Raw genomic sequence first — 16,267 nt, forward strand, 5'->3', positions numbered from 1 at the left:
GTTCACCTGAAATTCACCAATATGCCAAACCATTCATCCAATTCGATTGAAACTGTCCGCGTCTAAAACGCCTGACGTTAACCCTCTGTCAAGCACTGCCCGACATTGTTGCGTTGGAGTTGGGAAGTGTCAGATCATGAATAGAAAACTATCAGAAACAACGCGACATAGACTGAAATGGGCCGGAATCAGTGCGATGCTGGTTCTCATGACCATCGCAGCCGGTTGGGGCATCTATCGTATTCCGGGCCCTTTGGTAGATCGGATGCTGCAGACCGATATTCTTCATTCCGCCGAGTTGTGGAAACGACGCGTGGTCTTTCACATGGGCAACGTTGAAGATGGCTTTCGAACCGGGCACCTGGACCCCCATGATCAGGAGTTTCTTGAAGCATTGCCGGAAGCGTCAGATGTCTATCGCTTCAAACTGTTCGACACCACTGGTCAGGTCATCTGGTCGACGCGCGACCACGAAATCGGGCAGCTTGAAAGCGCCTCGTTCTTTCGCAACGATGTCGCACAGGGCATGATCCACTTTATTCACGAAACCTTGCCATTGTCCGAAATCGATGGGCTGGATCTACATGTCGAACACGCCAACAGCATCGAAATGCGCCACGTCGCCGAAGTTTTTGTGCCTGTGATGGTCAACGGGCGTTTTGTCGGCGCAATCGAGTTCTTTACCGATTTCACCGACCTTCGCGCGACCTTTGTCAAACGGGTGCGGCTGTCTCTGGTTGTCTTATCGGCTGTGGCTTTATGTGCGATGGCTGCGGTTTCTTTGGTGATCTACCAAACCAACCGATCGCGGATGTCGTCGTTGCGCAGCCGGAACACCAAGGAACGGGATCTGCTGAACGACCAGTTGCGGTTGGCGCGCGAAGTGCGCCTGTTGGGTGAACTTAACGAATGGTTACAATCAAGCCGCTCTTTGGAAGAGCTGTTTGATATGGTTGCGCGCTTCATGACACATATTCTGCCCGACGCTGAAGGCAGCGTTTATGTCTATTCGAATTCACGCGATGTGCTGGATGGCTGCGCGAGCTGGAATGGTGGCAGTCACAAAGCGCATATTCACCCCGAAGGATGCTGGGGCCTGCGTCGTGGCCGCACTTATGAGTTCGGCGCGTCCGAAATTGATTTCGTCTGCGAACATGCCGAACCGCATGATGGCAGGCCCTACTTTTGCTTTCCAATTCTGGCGCATGGTGAAACGGTTGGGCTACTGCATCTCCGGGCACAATCTTCGGAAGCGGAAGCGTTTCACGCCAGCAAAAAACTCGCTCAGATGTGCGCCGAGCAGATTAGCATGGCAATTGCCAACGTCCGGATGCGCGATCAGCTGCATGACCAATCGGTTCGCGACCCGTTGACCGGATTGTTCAACCGCCGCCATATGACCGAAAACCTGCGCAAGTCGATCTGTCGCAGCCAACAGACCGGCGCTCCGCTGAGCCTGATTGCAGTGGATGTGGATCATTTCAAAAAATTCAACGACACCCATGGTCATGATGCCGGTGACATGGTCTTGCGGGCGGTTGGTGCGGCGCTGGAACAAGGCTGTGACCGAGACGAGGTGGCCTGCCGCATAGGGGGTGAGGAATTCATGCTAATCCTACCGGACAACACCCCCGAAGACGCCGTGACGCGAGCGGAAAAATTGCGGCAGGCGGTCGAATCTGTCTCGGTCCGTTATGGCGAAAAATCCCTGCCACGCATCACGATATCCATCGGGGTGGCGCATTATCCAACCCATGGACATATGCCGCAGGACCTGATGCGCTCGGCAGATGACGCGCTCTATGCTGCCAAGGACAAAGGGCGCAATCAGATGCAGGTGGCGCGCGGGATTGCCCGCCACGAACATGCTGATCAACAGACACGTAACGAGCTTGGAGCAGCGATCCCTCCTGCAAACGCGGCCTGACATCCTTGCCGAATCGCGCCGTAAGCCCGATCAAGCTGCATGGACCTGCACAGCACTTATCCCGGCATATCGGATCTGAAACAGCGCGCTAAACGACGACTGCCGCATTTCGTCTGGGAGTACATTGACAGCGGGACCGGCGCGGAAACGACCGTACACCGCAACAGAGATGCGCTAAACCAGATCCGTTTCCCCCCCTCGATCCTGCATGGCGCGCTGGAGTTTGACACCAGCGCTCGGGTCTTGGGACATGACTATCCATTGCCATTTGGTATTGCGCCCATCGGGATGTCAGGGTTGGTCTGGCCTGACGCGGAAGGCATATTGGCAAGGGCCGCAGCCGATTCTGGAATACCATACACATTATCGACAGTTGCCAGCCAATGCCCCGAAGATCTGGCGCCCCACCTTGGGGACAATGCCTGGTTTCAGCTGTACCCACCGAAAGACCCGGAAATTCGATCAGATCTGCTGAACCGGGCGTGGCAATCGGGTTTCCGAACCCTGGTTTTGACCGCCGATGTACCGGTAGCATCCCGTCGGGAACGGCAGACACGGTCCGGGCTGACGCACCCGCCGCAGATGACACCGCGATTGATGGCGCAAATCGCGCTAAGACCCGCTTGGGCTTTGGGTATGTTGCGGTACGGGGTTCCGCATATGCGGACGCTCGATAAATACATCGATGCCAGCCAGAACCTGCCTCCGACGGCGCATATCGGATATCTGCTGCGCACCTCTCCGGACACGGACTATGTGAAATGGCTGCGTGATCACTGGGATGGGCCTTTTGTAGTCAAGGGCATCTTACGACCCGAGGATGCGGACCGCTTAGAACAAGCTGGTATCGATGCGCTTTGGGTCTCGAATCACGGCGGTCGTCAGTTCGATGCCGCACCCGCCAGCATCGAAGCGTTGCCCGCCATTCGCGCCGTCACCAATCTGCCGCTGATCTTCGACAGCGGGGTTGCAAGCGGGTTGGATGTTCTACGCGCACTAAGTAAGGGTGCCGATTTTGTCATGCTGGGCCGGGCATTTCTCTATGGAATTGCGGCGCTTGGTGCACGCGGCCCTGCGCATGTCATTGACATACTGAGACAGGACATGCTGGCCAATATGGGGCAAATGGGGATCGCAACACTTGCCCAATTTCCCTCGGGTCAATCAAACAATTGATGCTGCAGCGCGGCGTATGTAAAAGGAAAGCGCCTCAGGGCGGCGTTTGCGAGCGATAACATGCCGGTTCTACCCAGAACTACAGATGTACGCGGCCGTAATGTCCGCCTATTAACACGGCCATACAAAAAGACCGGGACCTAAAATGACAGACTTCAACAAGATCCTGATCGCCAATCGCGGCGAGATTGCCATTCGCGTGTTGCGCGCAGCCAACGAGATGGGCAAACGCACCGTTGCCGTCTTTGCCGAAGAAGACAAGCTGGGCCTGCACCGTTTCAAAGCGGATGAAGCATATCGCATTGGCGAAGGGATGGGGCCGGTCGCGGCATATCTCTCGATCGACGAAATAATCCGTGTTGCCAAGGACTGCGGCGCGGATGCGATCCACCCGGGCTATGGTCTGTTGTCGGAGAACCCGGATTTCGTGGATGCCTGTGTGCAAAACGGCATCACCTTTATCGGACCGAAAGCCGAAACCATGCGCGCCCTGGGCGACAAGGCGAGCGCACGGCGGGTTGCGATCGAGGCCGGAGTGCCGGTGATACCCGCCACCGAAGTGCTAGGCGATGACATGGATGCAATCGGCAAAGAAGCTGCTGAAGTTGGCTATCCTTTGATGCTCAAGGCGTCCTGGGGCGGCGGCGGACGTGGCATGCGCCCGATCGAGTCCGAGGATGAACTGGAAGAAAAGGTTCTGGAAGGTCGCCGCGAAGCCGAAGCCGCCTTTGGCAATGGCGAGGGGTATCTGGAAAAGATGATCACCCGCGCCCGCCATGTCGAAGTGCAGATCCTGGGCGACAAGCATGGTGAGATTTACCACTTGTATGAGCGCGACTGTTCGGTTCAGCGCCGAAACCAGAAAGTCGTAGAGCGCGCGCCTGCCCCCTATCTCACTGAGGAACAGCGTACCAATATCTGCGAACTTGGCCGCAAGATCTGCGCGCACGTGAATTATGAATGTGCGGGCACCGTTGAGTTCCTGATGGATATGGAAACGGGCAAGTTTTACTTCATCGAGGTGAACCCGCGCGTGCAGGTCGAGCACACGGTAACCGAGGAAGTCACCGGTATCGATATTGTCCAGGCACAGATCCTGATCGCCGAAGGAAAGTCGTTGGCCGAAGCGACCGGCGCAGCAAACCAGGCCGAGGTAAAGCTGAACGGTCACGCACTGCAGACCCGGATCACCACCGAAGATCCGCAGAACAACTTTATCCCGGACTACGGCCGCATCACGGCCTACCGCTCCGCCACAGGAATGGGGATCCGGCTGGATGGCGGCACTGCATATGCCGGCGGGGTGATCACACGGTATTACGACTCGCTGTTAACCAAAGTGACCGCTTGGGCGCCAACGCCTGACAAGGCGATTAGCAGGATGGACCGGGCACTACGTGAATTCCGTATTCGCGGCGTCAGCACCAATATTGACTTTGTCATCAACCTGCTGAAGCACCCGACCTTTTTGTCCAATGAATACACCACCAAGTTCATCGACACGACGCCGGACCTGTTCACCTTCAAGCGGCGACGCGATCGGGGCACCAAGGTTTTGACCTACATCGCGGACATCACCGTGAATGGGCACCCCGAAACGAAAGACCGCCCGGAACCCCGCGCCGATTTGAAAGAGGCCAAAGCCCCCGCGCCGAAGGCCGAACCACAGATGGGTGCCCGCAATCTGCTAGAGCAGAAAGGTCCACAGGCCGTTGCCGACTGGATGAAAGCACAGCGGCAGTTGCTGATCACCGACACCACGATGCGCGACGGGCACCAGTCGCTGCTGGCGACCCGGATGCGCTCGATCGATATGATCAAGGTGGCGCCCACTTATGCGGCCAACCTGCCGCAGCTGTTCAGCGTTGAATGCTGGGGCGGTGCGACCTTTGATGTGGCCTATCGGTTCTTGCAGGAATGCCCCTGGCAGCGTCTGCGTGATCTGCGCGAAGCGATGCCGAATTTGATGACTCAGATGCTGCTGCGCGGTGCAAACGGGGTTGGCTACACCAACTACCCCGACAATGTGGTGCAGGAATTCGTGCGTCAGGCGTCGCAGAACATCGATTTGTTCCGGGTGTTCGACTCACTGAACTGGGTTGAGAACATGCGTGTCGCGATGGATGCAGTCGTAGAAAACGGCAAAATCTGTGAAGGCACCGTCTGCTACACCGGTGACATTCTGGATCCGGATCGTGCAAAGTATGACCTGAAATACTATGTCGGCATGGCGAAAGAGCTGCGCGATGCGGGCGCGCACGTGCTGGGTCTGAAAGACATGGCGGGCCTGCTCAAACCGGCGTCGGCCAGGATCCTGATCCGTGCATTGAAGGAAGAGGTTGGGCTGCCAATCCACTTCCACACTCACGATACCGCCGGCATCGCCAGCGCGACCATTCTAGCCGCATCCGAGGCAGGCGTGGACGCGGTCGACTGTGCGATGGACAGTTTCTCGGGCAACACCTCGCAGGCGACGCTGGGCACCGTGGTCGAAGCACTGCGTCATACCGAGCGGGATACCGGGCTGGACATCAAAGCGATCCGCGAAATCAGCGACTACTTCGAGGCTGTGCGCGGTCAATACGCGGCGTTTGAATCCAGCCTACAAGCCCCAGCCTCTGAGGTTTATCTCCACGAAATGCCTGGTGGCCAGTTCACCAACCTCAAGGCGCAGGCGCGCAGTTTGGGGCTGGAGGAGCGTTGGCACGAAGTGGCGCAGATGTATGCCGATGTGAACCAGATGTTCGGCGATATCGTCAAGGTAACGCCGTCGTCCAAAGTGGTTGGCGATATGGCACTGATGATGGTCAGCCAGGGCCTGACCCGCGCCGAGGTGGAAAGCCCCGATACCGATGTGGCCTTTCCGGATTCGGTTGTGGATATGATGCGCGGAAATCTGGGCCAGCCTCCGGGCGGGTTCCCTGACGTCATCATCCAAAAAGTTCTGAAGGATGAGGCGCCTAAAACCGAACGTCCCGGTAAAGGTGTCGACCCTGTCGATCTGGAGGTCACTCGCGCCGATCTATCCAAGCAACTGGATGGCAAAGAGGTCGATGACGAGGATCTGAACGGCTATCTGATGTATCCTAAGGTGTTTCTGGATTACATGGGCCGCCATCGGGTCTACGGTCCGGTCCGCACCCTCCCCACCCGCACCTTCTTTTATGGCATGGAACCAGGTGAAGAGATTGCCGCCGAGATCGACCCCGGCAAAACGCTTGAGATCCGCTGCCAAGCCATCGGCGAAACCGATGAAAAGGGCGAGGTGAAAGTGTTCTTTGAGCTCAATGGTCAACCGCGCGTAATCCGGGTGCCAAACCGGTTGGTGACCTCTGCCACGCAGGCGCGTCCAAAAGCCGAAGTTGGCAACCCCAACCATGTCGGAGCGCCGATGCCAGGTGTGGTGGCTACCGTTGCCGTCGCAGCCGGACAGGAAGTCAAGGAAGGCGACATGCTGTTGACCATCGAAGCGATGAAGATGGAAACCGGTATCCACGCCGAGCGTGACGCGACGGTCAAGACTGTCCATGTCCAGCCGGGCGGCCAGATTGACGCCAAGGATCTGCTGATCGAACTGGAATAAAAGAAAAAAAGCACTAACCTACCAAAGGCCGCGCAATGTACTGCGTGGCCTTTTTTGATGCTCTAACGGAGGCCCCCATGCTTGCCATCACTCCGATCTACGCGGCACTAATCGCGCTATTGTTCGTCGCGCTCAGCGCCAATGTCATCTCGCAACGCCGAAGCGGCCGGATTTCGGTTGGTGACGGAGGTAGCAAAGACATGATTAAGGCCATGCGCACGCATTCCAACTGTGCCGAATACGCTCCGTTTGCGCTGCTGTTGATCGCCATGGTCGAGCTGCAAGGTGCCGGTGCGCTCTTGTTGAACCTGTTGGGGCTGTCACTGTTGGGCGGTCGCGTTTTTCATGCCTACGGATTCGGGCGCACACCTCAGGTCATCATTCTGCGCCAGATCGGCATGCTATTGACCTTTGCCGCTATATTGGTTGCTGCACTTGCAAACCTTGTACTGGCGCTCTGACAAGGAAACCCTTGTCAGCAGTGCAACAGGGTAAGGGCGTCAGGGCTGCAACTGGTCGGTTTCACAGAATTCCGGCGCTTGGACAGGCTCGGCCGCCTGGGCGCCATACCTGTCTGTTTGGGCCAGCGTACCAACAACAATCAACGCCGCCAGCATTGCCATTTTCAGAGTTTCTTTCCGCGTCATCTGTCACCTCTGCTACACGCTTGTTTTTGCTTTCTGACCTTTGAACGGATCAGCGCATGAATTCCGTCGCACGAAAGATTTTTTAGCGATGAGGCGTTTTTCCTCTTGCAGCTTTGCGCCAGAATTAATACTTCACGCCTCACTCAACGGCGCGGGCGTAGCTCAGGGGTAGAGCATAACCTTGCCAAGGTTAGGGTCGGGCGTTCGAATCGCCTCGCCCGCTCCATTGAGAGACCGAAAGGTCGCCATAAGTATCTGATGCGGGCGTAGCTCAGGGGTAGAGCATAACCTTGCCAAGGTTAGGGTCGGGCGTTCGAATCGCCTCGCCCGCTCCAGATACAAGCCTCTCTGAACATGCTGGTTCTTTCCCGGGCGTTGCGCCATTCTGGCTGCGATTGCAACCAGGACGAGACCACGCCGATGTCGGATTATACCATTCGCCCCCTCACCGCTGCCGAACTACAACACGCCGTGAACTGGGCCGGGCGCGAGGGTTGGAATCCTGGCAAACACGACGCCGAGTGTTCCCGTACCACAGATCCCGAAGGGTTTTTGGGCGGGTTTCTCGACGGTGAGATGATCGCATCCGTATCAGCGGTGAATTACGATGAAGCGTTTTCGTTTCTAGGATTCTACATTGTACGGCCTGAGTTTCGGGGGTCAGGGCACGGTCTGGAAATCGCCCAGCATGCGCTGACCCATTGCACCGGTCGCAACATGGGATTGGATGGTGTGGTCGAGCAGCAGGACAACTACCGCAAATCCGGTTTCACCTTCGCCTACAACAACTATCGCTTTGTCGGCACAAAAAACGGAATCCTGAACAAGCTGATGGAGCCTGTGGACCAGATCATCCAACTGGTCAGCCTGTCAGACGATCTGAGAGCCTATGATCGCAAGCTGTTTCCTGCCGCGCGTGATTTGTTTTTGCAAAGCTGGCTAAATGCCGACAGCCACGTTTCCAAAGTCTATTCCGAGAGGGGCCAGATAAAGGGGTATGCCACCCTGCGCCCCTGTCAGTCCGGGTACAAGATCGGGCCTTTGTTTGCAGATAGTGCAGATATCGCACGCGCCCTAATGGCGGCGGTGTTGGACACAATTCCCGACGATCACAAAGAACACGAGGTGTTTGTGGATATGCCTCAACCCAACGCTTCGGCCTTTGCATTGGCGGATGAGTTGGGGCTGGAAAAGGTGTTTGAAACGGCCCGGATGTATTCCCACCATCAGCCTGATATCGACTTGGACCGTATCTTTGGCGTAACCACGTTTGAGCTGGGATGACTCCTAAAACGCCTTGAACGTAATCGTGGTCAAAGATCGTTCGATGCCCGGAATCACCAGAAGGTGTTCGTTGATGAAATGCCCCACATCCTCGGATTCGGGGATGTAGAGCTTCAACAGCAGGTCATACTCGCCGCTGGTCGAGTAAAGCTCGGAGTGAATTTCGCGCAGCGCGATCTCTTCGGCGACTTTGTAGGTGGTGCCGGGTTTGCAGCGGATCTGGATGAAAACGCAGGTGGACATGGCTTGACCCTGTTGGTTGAGTTGCGGGCAGGCTGGCATGCCGGGCGTGCAGGCGCAATCCCCTGCAACAGTTTGCAGCGATTGCCACGCTTGGTCTGGATCAATCCACCCTGCCCCGTCTATAAGCGCGCCTGTAGCAAAAGGAATTCGCCCATGCGCACCGCTTTGATCAGCCGTAAGACCGCCGAGACGGACATCTCGGTTGAGGTCAACCTGGACGGCACAGGCCAGTATGACAACAAGACCGGTGTCGGGTTCTTCGATCATATGCTGGACCAACTGGCGCGCCACTCGTTGATCGACATGACGATAAGCGCCAAGGGCGATTACCACATCGACGATCACCACACGGTCGAAGACACCGGCATCGCGCTGGGTCAGGCACTGACTCAGGCGTTGGGCGACAAGAAGGGCATCCGCCGTTATGGCGAATGCCACCTGCCCATGGATGACGCTCAGGTGCGCTGTGCGCTTGATCTGTCGGGCCGTCCGTTTCTGATCTGGAACGTGGACCTGCCGACACCCAAGATCGGGGCGTTCGATACCGAATTGGTACGCGAGTTCTTTCAGGCGCTCAGCACCCATGGCGGCATCACGCTGCACATTGACCAATTGCACGGTTTCAACAGCCACCACATTGCCGAGGCGGCGTTCAAGGCCGTTGCCCGCGCATTGCGGCTGGCGGTCGAGACCGATCCGCGCAAGACGGATGCGATCCCGTCGACTAAAGGCGCGCTGTAAGCGCAACTCGAAAAATCGGCCCGGTTTTCGGACAAGTTGCGCGCAGAAAGGACTCAGATGCTCACTGCGATTATTGACTATGAAAGCGGCAACCTGCATTCCGCCGAAAAAGCATTTCAGCGTATGGCGCGTGAGATGGATGCAGGCGAAGTTGTGGTGACCTCGGAAGCTGATGTTGTCGCACGGGCCGACCGGCTGGTTCTGCCCGGCGACGGGGCCTTTCCGGCCTGCGCGGCCGAACTGCGCGGGCACAAAGGCATCTATGATGCGATGGTCGAAGCGGTCGAACAGAAAGCCCGGCCGTTTCTGGGCATCTGCGTTGGGATGCAGTTGATGGCCTCGAAAGGCTTAGAGTACACAGAAACGGATGGATTGGATTGGGTCGCGGGCGATGTGGTTCGAATTGAACCGTCAGACAGCGCGCTGAAGGTACCCCACATGGGCTGGAACGATCTGATTCTTGAAAGTGATCATCCGGTGTTTGCCGGGGTCAAATCAGGTGATCACACCTATTTCGTGCATTCCTACCACTTTCGGGTCACTGACCCAGCGCAGCGTCTGGCTTATGTGGAATACGGGCAGGATGTCACGGCCGTGATTGGCCGTGACACAATGATTGGGATGCAGTTCCACCCGGAAAAAAGCCAGGAGGTCGGCCTCCGCATGATCGGGAATTTCCTGACCTGGACCCCATAAAGGGGTTACTGAACGCGTGTCCATGTCTGGCCACGGCAGACCAGACCACCCGCGACGCACCCTTTGACGGTCAAGGTGTTCTGGCCGTCCAACGACATCTTCGAACTGTAGGTCTTGTTCCGGTCTGGCGCCCAGATCTTACCGTCATCATATTTACCGCCACCTTCGGGAATCATATCCCAGATGATCTGCTTGCCCAGGTTTTCGTATTCCAGCTGCTCATTGCCATCTTTGTCAAAAGCGGTGTCAATCGTACCGCAAATGGCACTGCCGCAGGACCCGATGGACACGTGAAGATAGCCGCCCGTGTCGCCGGGTTGCGTTTTCCAAAGGCCGTCAACCTGATCTGCAAAGGCGCTGGTTGCCATGGCGGCGAAGACCGCTGCGAGTGTAAGCTTCTTCATAATATTCTCCCTATTTTGCATGCAGTCTGGCCCGGTCGGGGATTTCGGGCAAGAATGACTTTGCGTCGCGTTGCATCCCCTGCCCCGCTTGTGCGATATCCCGCCCGAATAACTATGACATAGGGCCGCCCGACATGATCCTCTACCCCGCCATCGACCTCAAAGACGGCCAGGCCGTACGCCTGCTGCGCGGTGAAATGGACAAGGCCACCGTGTTCAACGAAGACCCGGCCGCTCAGGCCCGTGCTTTTGTCGACGCAGGATGTGACTGGCTGCACCTTGTTGATTTGAACGGCGCTTTCGCGGGCACGCCGGTGAACGCTGGCCCGGTCGAAGCGATCCTGAATGATTGTGACGTTCCCGCCCAGCTTGGGGGTGGCATTCGCGACATGGCCACAATCGAGACGTGGTTGGACAAGGGCCTGGCCCGCGTCATTCTGGGCACGATCGCGGTCGAGAACCCAGATCTCGTTCGCGAAGCAGCGCGCGCTTTCCCCGGTCAGGTCGCTGTGGGGATTGATGCGCGCAACGGGCTGGTCGCGACCAAAGGCTGGGCCGAAGAAACCAATATTCAGGTCACCGATCTGGCCCGCAATTTTGAGGACGCGGGCGTTGCTGCGATCATCTACACCGACATCAACCGCGACGGCGCGATGCAAGGCCCGAATGTCGACGCCACCGCCGCATTGGCGCAGGCGGTTTCGATCCCCGTCATTGCATCAGGCGGTGTGTCTTCGATCACCGATTTGATCGCCCTGCGCGATTGTGGCGCAGATTTGAACGGTGCGATTTCGGGCCGCGCGCTGTATGATGGGGCGATAGATCTGAAAGAGGCTCTGGCAGCGCTCAGAGAATAGTCTGATGTTCGAAACGCGTGTCAAACGGACTGATTTACCCGCCAGTAGTCTGTTGCACAAGCGACTACAAAGCGGCGATTTTCTGGATTGTTTCAGCGTGGCCTCGGACCTGCCACCGCGTCGGGCGGCAGAAATCATCACCGCTTTTCCAACATGGGCAACGGCGCTGGTTCGCCTGCGTGGCCTGTTGGTCGCGCCGTTTGGGATAAGTAAGACCGGACCCGATGCCAGCGACAAGTTGGGGATTTTCCCGGTGGAGCATGATGACGAAACAGAGGTGATCGCGGGTTTCAACGACCGACATCTTGACTTCCGGGTTTCCGTACATTCGGAAAACGGTCGTGTTTCATTGGCCACTTGGGTTCATCGGCACAATCTGGGCGGGCGACTGTATCTGGCTTTGATCCTACCGTTTCACATCCTGATCGCCCGGAATGCGCTTGCGCGGGTACGCCACGCAAGCACCTGATCTGATCGCGCTTAACCGGCCGCCGCGGCTGTCAGTTTTTTCAACGCGCCGCGCATCTTTTCGATGACGGGTGATTTTTCGACCTCGTCGAATTCGTCCATTGTTTCTTTGGGGTCTTCATAGGCCAACCAAACCTGACCACCCGCGTCCTCATATGCCTGTACCTTCAGCGGCAGAAACAGGCCAGCACCGGGATCGATCATCATGGCTGGGGTCCCCAGCTTGGGGTTGCCGAAAATCAGCACTTGGTTAGCCGGGATGGGCGTTCCCACCTTTTCGGCCCCTGCCGCGTGATCGACGCGGGCAAAGACAGTTGCGCCAGCGTTGCCCACTGCGGCTTCAAGCGCGTCCAGCGCCTCTACCACAGACTTGTCTGTTGGAACTTTGATGATGTCGTCAGCCATTGCGGACAGCGCCCCTCCGAAGGTGAAAATAGTTGCCAGTATCAGTTTGCGCATATCGGACTTCCTTCTGTGAATTTCACCCTAGTTTTCACAGCTTTGCGTGTTCGGGCAATCACAAGTCTGGCATCGGCGGGGCTTTGCCGGTAGAGGTGCGGCAACAAAGGATGTTCCATGCTGAAAACCCGCATCATTCCCTGTCTGGATGTCGCTGATGGCCGTGTGGTCAAAGGCGTCAACTTTGTTGGTCTACGGGACGCGGGTGACCCAGTTGAATCGGCAAAGGCCTACGATGCAGCCGGGGCGGATGAGATCTGTTTTCTGGATATCCATGCAACGCATGAAAACCGCGGCACCATGTTCGACGTGGTACAACGCACGGCTGAACAATGCTTTGTACCCCTGACCGTCGGCGGTGGAGTACGCACCAAGGAGGATGTGCGGGCGCTGCTGTTGGCAGGGGCAGACAAGGTCAGTTTCAACTCGGCCGCTGTGGCCAACCCCGATGTGGTGGCCGAGGCGGCAGACCAGTTCGGCAGCCAGTGTATCGTAGTTGCCATCGACGCCAAAACCGTCAGCCCAGGCAAGTGGGAGATTTTCACCCATGGCGGGCGCAAACCAACCGGCATAGATGTGGTTGAATTTGCCAAAACGGTTGTTGCCAAGGGCGCGGGCGAAATTCTGCTGACATCGATGGATCGGGACGGCACCAAAGCCGGGTTCAACCTGCCCCTGACCCGCGCGATTTCAGATGCGGTGGATGTACCTGTTATTGCCTCGGGCGGCGTGGGCACCCTAGACCATCTGGTCGAAGGCGTGACCGAGGGCGGGGCAAGCGCGGTACTGGCAGCCTCGATCTTTCATTTCGGCGAATATACAATCCGAGAAGCCAAGGAACATATGGCTGCGGCGGGCATTCCCATGAGGATGCTATAGTGCGGTGGGAAGACATTTGTGTTTCGGAACGACAAACAGACCAAACCAAGTGTGATTGCTGTAGGGAAGTTACAACGCGGGCAACAGGCGATTTGTCTTTTGAAGGTGACTTTAAGGCTTGGTACGATGTTTTTTTCTCGGCAAATTCGCTCACTCATCCACCCATGATATCTATCTATGTTGGAGATTGGTCCGAAGATGCAGCACCTAATGCTCGATGGGGTGCACGAGTGGTCTGGCATACCGAAGGGTGCGTGCTGGTGGACTGGGATGTCGAAACGAAAGAAGATATCGATTTATTTACGCCACTGGATCGCAATGACATTTTGGGCTCAGATTTTGCAATCGAAGTATGGGCAATGGTTGACGCCGTGATAATGAAGGACAGCCGTCTCAAGGAATTGCATTCATGAGGACACTCGAGAAACTTGAACAAGTTATCGCCGCCCGAAAAGGCACCAACCCGGACTCCAGCTGGACCGCAAAGCTGCTAGCCAAGGGACCTGAGAAATGCGCCGAGAAATTCGGCGAAGAGGCCATTGAGGCCATCATCGAAGCTATCAAGGGCGACCAAGAGAAGCTGACCGCAGAGGCGGCGGATGTGCTGTACCACCTGCTGGTTATGCTGGCGTCGCGCGATGTGGCGTTGAGCATGGTGTTGAGTGAGCTTGAGCGGCGTCAGGGGACAAGTGGCATTGCGGAAAAGGCATCGCGGCCTGACAGTTGATCCTGCGGGTTCCGCCACCCTGACTTCCCCTTTATAGTGACCGCTCGACGCGCATTCGCGCAGGACAGATCAAAGGACGCAGGAATGATCAGACCCATGGCCTATGTTTTGGCCCTGCTTGCGCTGCTAACGCTCACAGCGTGTTCTGCGCCGCCCCCGTCCAGTAGTGACGATGTTCAGCGTCTGGCAACCGAAATCCAACGTCTCGGGCCAGATGTTGACCCACAAGAGGCACAGCGCGCGGCCAGTATTGCCTATGCCTACACCGCGCAGTTGGCGCAGGAGTACCAGATCACAGATCCGCCGCTGATCCACAACACCAAAGTGAACCGAGGAACGCGCCCGCGCGGGCTGTGCTGGCACTGGGCCGAGGACATCGAACGGCGATTGAAGCAGGAAAACTTCCGCACGCTTACCCTGCACCGTGCCATTGCCAACGCCGACAACCCGTTCCGAATCGATCACAGTACGGCCATCATCAGCAGCAGTGGCGAAACCATGTATGAAGGGGTCGTACTTGACCCGTGGCGCTATGGTGGCGTGCTGTTCTGGTCGCCGTTGGCTGAAGATACCCGATACGACTGGGTTCCGCGCGAGGTGGTTCTGAGAAAACGCCGGCAGGAGCAGGTGGCCCGTTTAAAGCCCTACACCGGCGGTTAGAGTTACAGTTTTGATGAAATGATCCCGGTGCTGAACCCGCCCATGCGAAGCTCGCCAAACAGACGCTGATACTCGATTTTTGGACAACGGTTCATGATCACATCGACGTTCCGCGCCTGCGCTTTAGCGGCCGCCTCAGCATGTTCCACGCCGATCTGCATCCAGATCGTCTGCAGGTCGGGAAACACCTCCAGCGCTTCGTCAACAATCGGTGGCACCGCCTCGGACCGGCGGAATATGTCCACCATATCAACCTGATCAGTTATATCGGCAAGATTGCCGCGTACCGTTTGACCGAACAGGTCTTTGCCAGCATGCCCCGGATTGACCGGAATGACCGTATAGCCTTTCAGGGACAGATACCGCGCTACGTAGTAGCTGGGGCGGACAGGGTTCATCGAAACCCCTACAACGGCCACGGTCTTGGTCCGTTGCAAAATGGATTTTAGGTATTTGTCAGAATAATCGATCATGACCCTATACTTAGCAGGGTCCAGAAAAGAAAAAAGCGCCCAAGAAACCTTGGGCGCAAGTTATGGAACGAGGGACAGTGAAATGACCCGCGGCAGTTCCGTTCCGCGGTCACTGTGACATTTAGGCATGATCTGTTTAAAAAAAAGAGGTCGCGCTCATTTTTGTGATGACTTTTCACAAATGTCGCACCCGTCCCTATTCTTGATACAGGATGGCTGGCCAGTTTTCATCAGCCATTTGAATATATTCACCTCGATCCCGATCCCAGATTTGTTCGACCTGAGGTGAATGCGTCAAGTACAATCTGCCGTCAACAACCTGCCACGCGTTTGGGTCAGTGCTTTTGAGAACACCATGCGCCACGGCGTACGAGCAATATCCACCGAACTGAGGCGCAAAAGCGCGTGGATTGCTTTCAAACATTTCCCGGTGTTCCGGAGAGGCAAAATGCCATTCCGCCCCTTTCCACATAACAGCAATCTCTGGCTCACCAAGGACTGGTACCTCGTTTTCGAAGTAAGACACGGGGTCATAGCCCGCCATGGCGGCACCGTCTGCTTCGAAGTAGACCGGCACGTCTTGTGCCTGCACAGCAGAGGAAAAAACGATGGCGGTCAGCGCGCCAAGAAGGAAACGTCGGGTCAGCATCACGGTTTCAGAATCAGGATCAGAGAGTGATAAATTGCAACTTTTGACGCGCGGTGAAACCCCCGTTGACGCGGTTGTGAACGCCTGTATCGCTGTCAGGATGGCTTAGTCGAAGATATCTTCGATCACATCCCATGCCTCATCCAGAACGCGCGAAAACATCGTTTTCTTCTTTTTCTTGCGCTTGGGTTTTCGAGAAGACGGGTAATCCGCTACATCGCGCGTCGGCCTGGAATCTGACGTCTTTCGCTTGGGCAACATCTTCAGGTTATGCAGTGGGGCACCGCAGCTAGAGCAGCTGAGCTCGTGCCGGTCTTTCCCTTTGAGCACCAGAGCGGCGCGTGTGCCGCAGTAACAGCAGGTCGCGATTTTGGACGGTCCTGGAATGGCGCTC

General features: G+C 56.7%; 20 protein-coding genes and 2 tRNA genes. 15 read left to right on the plus strand and 7 right to left on the minus strand.

Going from position 1 to position 16,267, the window contains the following annotated elements:
• Positions 1-136 precede the first annotated feature (136 nt).
• The 4 genes from ACR0BU_RS02625 (at position 137) to ACR0BU_RS02640 (ending at position 7,147) form a co-directional block, all read left to right on the plus strand.
• The gene (locus ACR0BU_RS02625; RefSeq protein WP_480734907.1) at positions 137-1,927 is read left to right on the plus strand and encodes a sensor domain-containing diguanylate cyclase; all 1,791 of its coding nucleotides are present in this window, start codon (positions 137-139) and stop codon (positions 1,925-1,927) included.
• Between the two features lie 39 nt (positions 1,928-1,966).
• On the plus strand, positions 1,967-3,103 hold the full coding sequence (locus ACR0BU_RS02630) for an alpha-hydroxy acid oxidase (RefSeq protein ID WP_480734906.1): 1,137 nt from the start codon (positions 1,967-1,969) through the stop codon (positions 3,101-3,103).
• 145 nt (positions 3,104-3,248) lie between these two features.
• Complete coding sequence (locus ACR0BU_RS02635) at positions 3,249-6,686, plus strand: pyruvate carboxylase (RefSeq protein WP_480734905.1); 3,438 nt, start codon at positions 3,249-3,251, stop codon at positions 6,684-6,686.
• Positions 6,687-6,763: 77 nt separating this feature from the next.
• Positions 6,764-7,147, plus strand: a complete 384-nt coding sequence (locus ACR0BU_RS02640; protein WP_480734903.1) for an MAPEG family protein — start codon at positions 6,764-6,766, stop codon at positions 7,145-7,147.
• A 39-nt stretch (positions 7,148-7,186) separates the two neighbouring features.
• On the opposite strand, the gene ACR0BU_RS02645 is transcribed toward ACR0BU_RS02640, so the two are convergent.
• Positions 7,187-7,333 carry a hypothetical protein gene (locus tag ACR0BU_RS02645; protein ID WP_298933244.1) on the minus strand — a complete coding sequence of 49 codons (147 nt, stop codon included), beginning with the start codon at positions 7,331-7,333 and terminating at the stop codon, positions 7,187-7,189.
• Between the two features lie 151 nt (positions 7,334-7,484).
• Here ACR0BU_RS02645 and ACR0BU_RS02650 point away from each other — a divergent pair.
• The 3 genes from ACR0BU_RS02650 to ACR0BU_RS02660 all read left to right on the plus strand — a co-directional run bounded on the left by ACR0BU_RS02650 (position 7,485) and on the right by ACR0BU_RS02660 (position 8,617).
• Positions 7,485-7,559 (plus strand) — tRNA-Gly (locus ACR0BU_RS02650).
• 34 nt (positions 7,560-7,593) lie between these two features.
• Positions 7,594-7,668: transfer RNA gene (locus tag ACR0BU_RS02655), tRNA-Gly, on the plus strand.
• Positions 7,669-7,753: 85 nt separating this feature from the next.
• On the plus strand, positions 7,754-8,617 hold the full coding sequence (locus ACR0BU_RS02660) for a GNAT family N-acetyltransferase (RefSeq protein ID WP_480734902.1): 864 nt from the start codon (positions 7,754-7,756) through the stop codon (positions 8,615-8,617).
• A gap of 3 nt (positions 8,618-8,620) precedes the next feature.
• Here ACR0BU_RS02660 and ACR0BU_RS02665 read toward each other — a convergent pair whose 3' ends face one another.
• Positions 8,621-8,860: an Lrp/AsnC family transcriptional regulator gene (locus ACR0BU_RS02665; RefSeq protein ID WP_298933246.1), complete on the minus strand. Its 240-nt coding sequence runs from the start codon at positions 8,858-8,860 to the stop codon at positions 8,621-8,623.
• A 153-nt stretch (positions 8,861-9,013) separates the two neighbouring features.
• Between ACR0BU_RS02665 and hisB the strand changes: the two genes are divergently transcribed.
• Positions 9,014-9,601, plus strand: a complete 588-nt coding sequence (gene hisB, locus ACR0BU_RS02670) for an imidazoleglycerol-phosphate dehydratase HisB (protein ID WP_299885695.1) — start codon at positions 9,014-9,016, stop codon at positions 9,599-9,601.
• Between the two features lie 57 nt (positions 9,602-9,658).
• Positions 9,659-10,297, plus strand: a complete 639-nt coding sequence (hisH, locus tag ACR0BU_RS02675; protein ID WP_480734900.1) for an imidazole glycerol phosphate synthase subunit HisH — start codon at positions 9,659-9,661, stop codon at positions 10,295-10,297.
• A 5-nt stretch (positions 10,298-10,302) separates the two neighbouring features.
• Here the strand turns inward: hisH and ACR0BU_RS02680 are convergent, their stop codons facing one another.
• A complete protein-coding gene (locus tag ACR0BU_RS02680; protein ID WP_298933252.1) occupies positions 10,303-10,701 on the minus strand; it encodes a DUF2147 domain-containing protein in 399 nt (132 codons plus the stop codon).
• A 134-nt stretch (positions 10,702-10,835) separates the two neighbouring features.
• Between ACR0BU_RS02680 and hisA the strand changes: the two genes are divergently transcribed.
• Positions 10,836-11,558 (plus strand): 1-(5-phosphoribosyl)-5-[(5-phosphoribosylamino)methylideneamino]imidazole-4-carboxamide isomerase, encoded by a 723-nt coding sequence (hisA, locus tag ACR0BU_RS02685; RefSeq protein ID WP_480734898.1) that lies wholly within the window; start codon positions 10,836-10,838, stop codon positions 11,556-11,558.
• A 4-nt stretch (positions 11,559-11,562) separates the two neighbouring features.
• A complete protein-coding gene (locus tag ACR0BU_RS02690) occupies positions 11,563-12,027 on the plus strand; it encodes a DUF2867 domain-containing protein (protein ID WP_299079745.1) in 465 nt (154 codons plus the stop codon).
• A gap of 11 nt (positions 12,028-12,038) precedes the next feature.
• Here ACR0BU_RS02690 and ACR0BU_RS02695 read toward each other — a convergent pair whose 3' ends face one another.
• On the minus strand, positions 12,039-12,485 hold the full coding sequence (locus tag ACR0BU_RS02695) for a DUF302 domain-containing protein (RefSeq protein ID WP_299885706.1): 447 nt from the start codon (positions 12,483-12,485) through the stop codon (positions 12,039-12,041).
• Positions 12,486-12,602: 117 nt separating this feature from the next.
• Here ACR0BU_RS02695 and hisF point away from each other — a divergent pair, with 117 nt between their 5' ends.
• From hisF to ACR0BU_RS02715, 4 genes are all read left to right on the plus strand, one after another.
• Positions 12,603-13,364 (plus strand): imidazole glycerol phosphate synthase subunit HisF, encoded by a 762-nt coding sequence (hisF, locus tag ACR0BU_RS02700; protein ID WP_480734896.1) that lies wholly within the window; start codon positions 12,603-12,605, stop codon positions 13,362-13,364.
• Positions 13,364-13,777, plus strand: coding sequence for a hypothetical protein (locus ACR0BU_RS02705; protein WP_480734894.1), 414 nt, complete (start codon positions 13,364-13,366; stop codon positions 13,775-13,777). Before hisF ends, ACR0BU_RS02705 begins: the two co-directional genes overlap by 1 nt.
• Positions 13,774-14,091, plus strand: a complete 318-nt coding sequence (locus ACR0BU_RS02710) for a phosphoribosyl-ATP diphosphatase (RefSeq protein ID WP_480734893.1) — start codon at positions 13,774-13,776, stop codon at positions 14,089-14,091. Before ACR0BU_RS02705 ends, ACR0BU_RS02710 begins: the two co-directional genes overlap by 4 nt.
• A gap of 84 nt (positions 14,092-14,175) precedes the next feature.
• Entirely contained in the window at positions 14,176-14,751 is a 576-nt protein-coding gene (locus ACR0BU_RS02715; RefSeq protein WP_480734891.1) for a hypothetical protein, read from the plus strand.
• Positions 14,752-14,753: 2 nt separating this feature from the next.
• Here ACR0BU_RS02715 and ACR0BU_RS02720 read toward each other — a convergent pair whose 3' ends face one another.
• The 3 genes from ACR0BU_RS02720 to ACR0BU_RS02730 all read right to left on the minus strand — a co-directional run bounded on the left by ACR0BU_RS02720 (position 14,754) and on the right by ACR0BU_RS02730 (position 16,260).
• Complete coding sequence (locus ACR0BU_RS02720; protein WP_298933266.1) at positions 14,754-15,224, minus strand: CoA-binding protein; 471 nt, start codon at positions 15,222-15,224, stop codon at positions 14,754-14,756.
• Positions 15,225-15,420: 196 nt separating this feature from the next.
• On the minus strand, positions 15,421-15,873 hold the full coding sequence (locus tag ACR0BU_RS02725) for a YHS domain-containing (seleno)protein (protein ID WP_480734889.1): 453 nt from the start codon (positions 15,871-15,873) through the stop codon (positions 15,421-15,423).
• A 105-nt stretch (positions 15,874-15,978) separates the two neighbouring features.
• Complete coding sequence (locus tag ACR0BU_RS02730) at positions 15,979-16,260, minus strand: hypothetical protein (RefSeq protein ID WP_480735794.1); 282 nt, start codon at positions 16,258-16,260, stop codon at positions 15,979-15,981.
• Positions 16,261-16,267 lie beyond the last annotated feature (7 nt).

This window comes from Ruegeria sp. CK2, assembly GCF_056536585.1.

Bases quoted from the DNA above. Each gene is read 5' to 3' on its own strand.
- ACR0BU_RS02625 (WP_480734907.1), top strand. From the start codon at position 137: ATGAATAGAAAACTATCAGAAACAACGCGACATAGACTGAAATGGGCC.
- ACR0BU_RS02725 (WP_480734889.1), bottom strand. From the start codon at position 15,873: ATGCTGACCCGACGTTTCCTTCTTGGCGCGCTGACCGCCATCGTTTTT.
- ACR0BU_RS02660 (WP_480734902.1), top strand. From the start codon at position 7,754: ATGTCGGATTATACCATTCGCCCCCTCACCGCTGCCGAACTACAACAC.
- hisH (WP_480734900.1), top strand. From the start codon at position 9,659: ATGCTCACTGCGATTATTGACTATGAAAGCGGCAACCTGCATTCCGCC.
- ACR0BU_RS02695 (WP_299885706.1), bottom strand. From the start codon at position 12,485: ATGCGCAAACTGATACTGGCAACTATTTTCACCTTCGGAGGGGCGCTG.
- ACR0BU_RS02630 (WP_480734906.1), top strand. From the start codon at position 1,967: ATGGACCTGCACAGCACTTATCCCGGCATATCGGATCTGAAACAGCGC.
- ACR0BU_RS02710 (WP_480734893.1), top strand. From the start codon at position 13,774: ATGAGGACACTCGAGAAACTTGAACAAGTTATCGCCGCCCGAAAAGGC.
- ACR0BU_RS02645 (WP_298933244.1), bottom strand. From the start codon at position 7,333: ATGACGCGGAAAGAAACTCTGAAAATGGCAATGCTGGCGGCGTTGATT.
- hisB (WP_299885695.1), top strand. From the start codon at position 9,014: ATGCGCACCGCTTTGATCAGCCGTAAGACCGCCGAGACGGACATCTCG.
- ACR0BU_RS02665 (WP_298933246.1), bottom strand. From the start codon at position 8,860: ATGTCCACCTGCGTTTTCATCCAGATCCGCTGCAAACCCGGCACCACC.
- ACR0BU_RS02690 (WP_299079745.1), top strand. From the start codon at position 11,563: ATGTTCGAAACGCGTGTCAAACGGACTGATTTACCCGCCAGTAGTCTG.
- hisF (WP_480734896.1), top strand. From the start codon at position 12,603: ATGCTGAAAACCCGCATCATTCCCTGTCTGGATGTCGCTGATGGCCGT.
- ACR0BU_RS02715 (WP_480734891.1), top strand. From the start codon at position 14,176: ATGATCAGACCCATGGCCTATGTTTTGGCCCTGCTTGCGCTGCTAACG.
- ACR0BU_RS02635 (WP_480734905.1), top strand. From the start codon at position 3,249: ATGACAGACTTCAACAAGATCCTGATCGCCAATCGCGGCGAGATTGCC.
- ACR0BU_RS02680 (WP_298933252.1), bottom strand. From the start codon at position 10,701: ATGAAGAAGCTTACACTCGCAGCGGTCTTCGCCGCCATGGCAACCAGC.
- hisA (WP_480734898.1), top strand. From the start codon at position 10,836: ATGATCCTCTACCCCGCCATCGACCTCAAAGACGGCCAGGCCGTACGC.
- ACR0BU_RS02720 (WP_298933266.1), bottom strand. From the start codon at position 15,224: ATGATCGATTATTCTGACAAATACCTAAAATCCATTTTGCAACGGACC.
- ACR0BU_RS02640 (WP_480734903.1), top strand. From the start codon at position 6,764: ATGCTTGCCATCACTCCGATCTACGCGGCACTAATCGCGCTATTGTTC.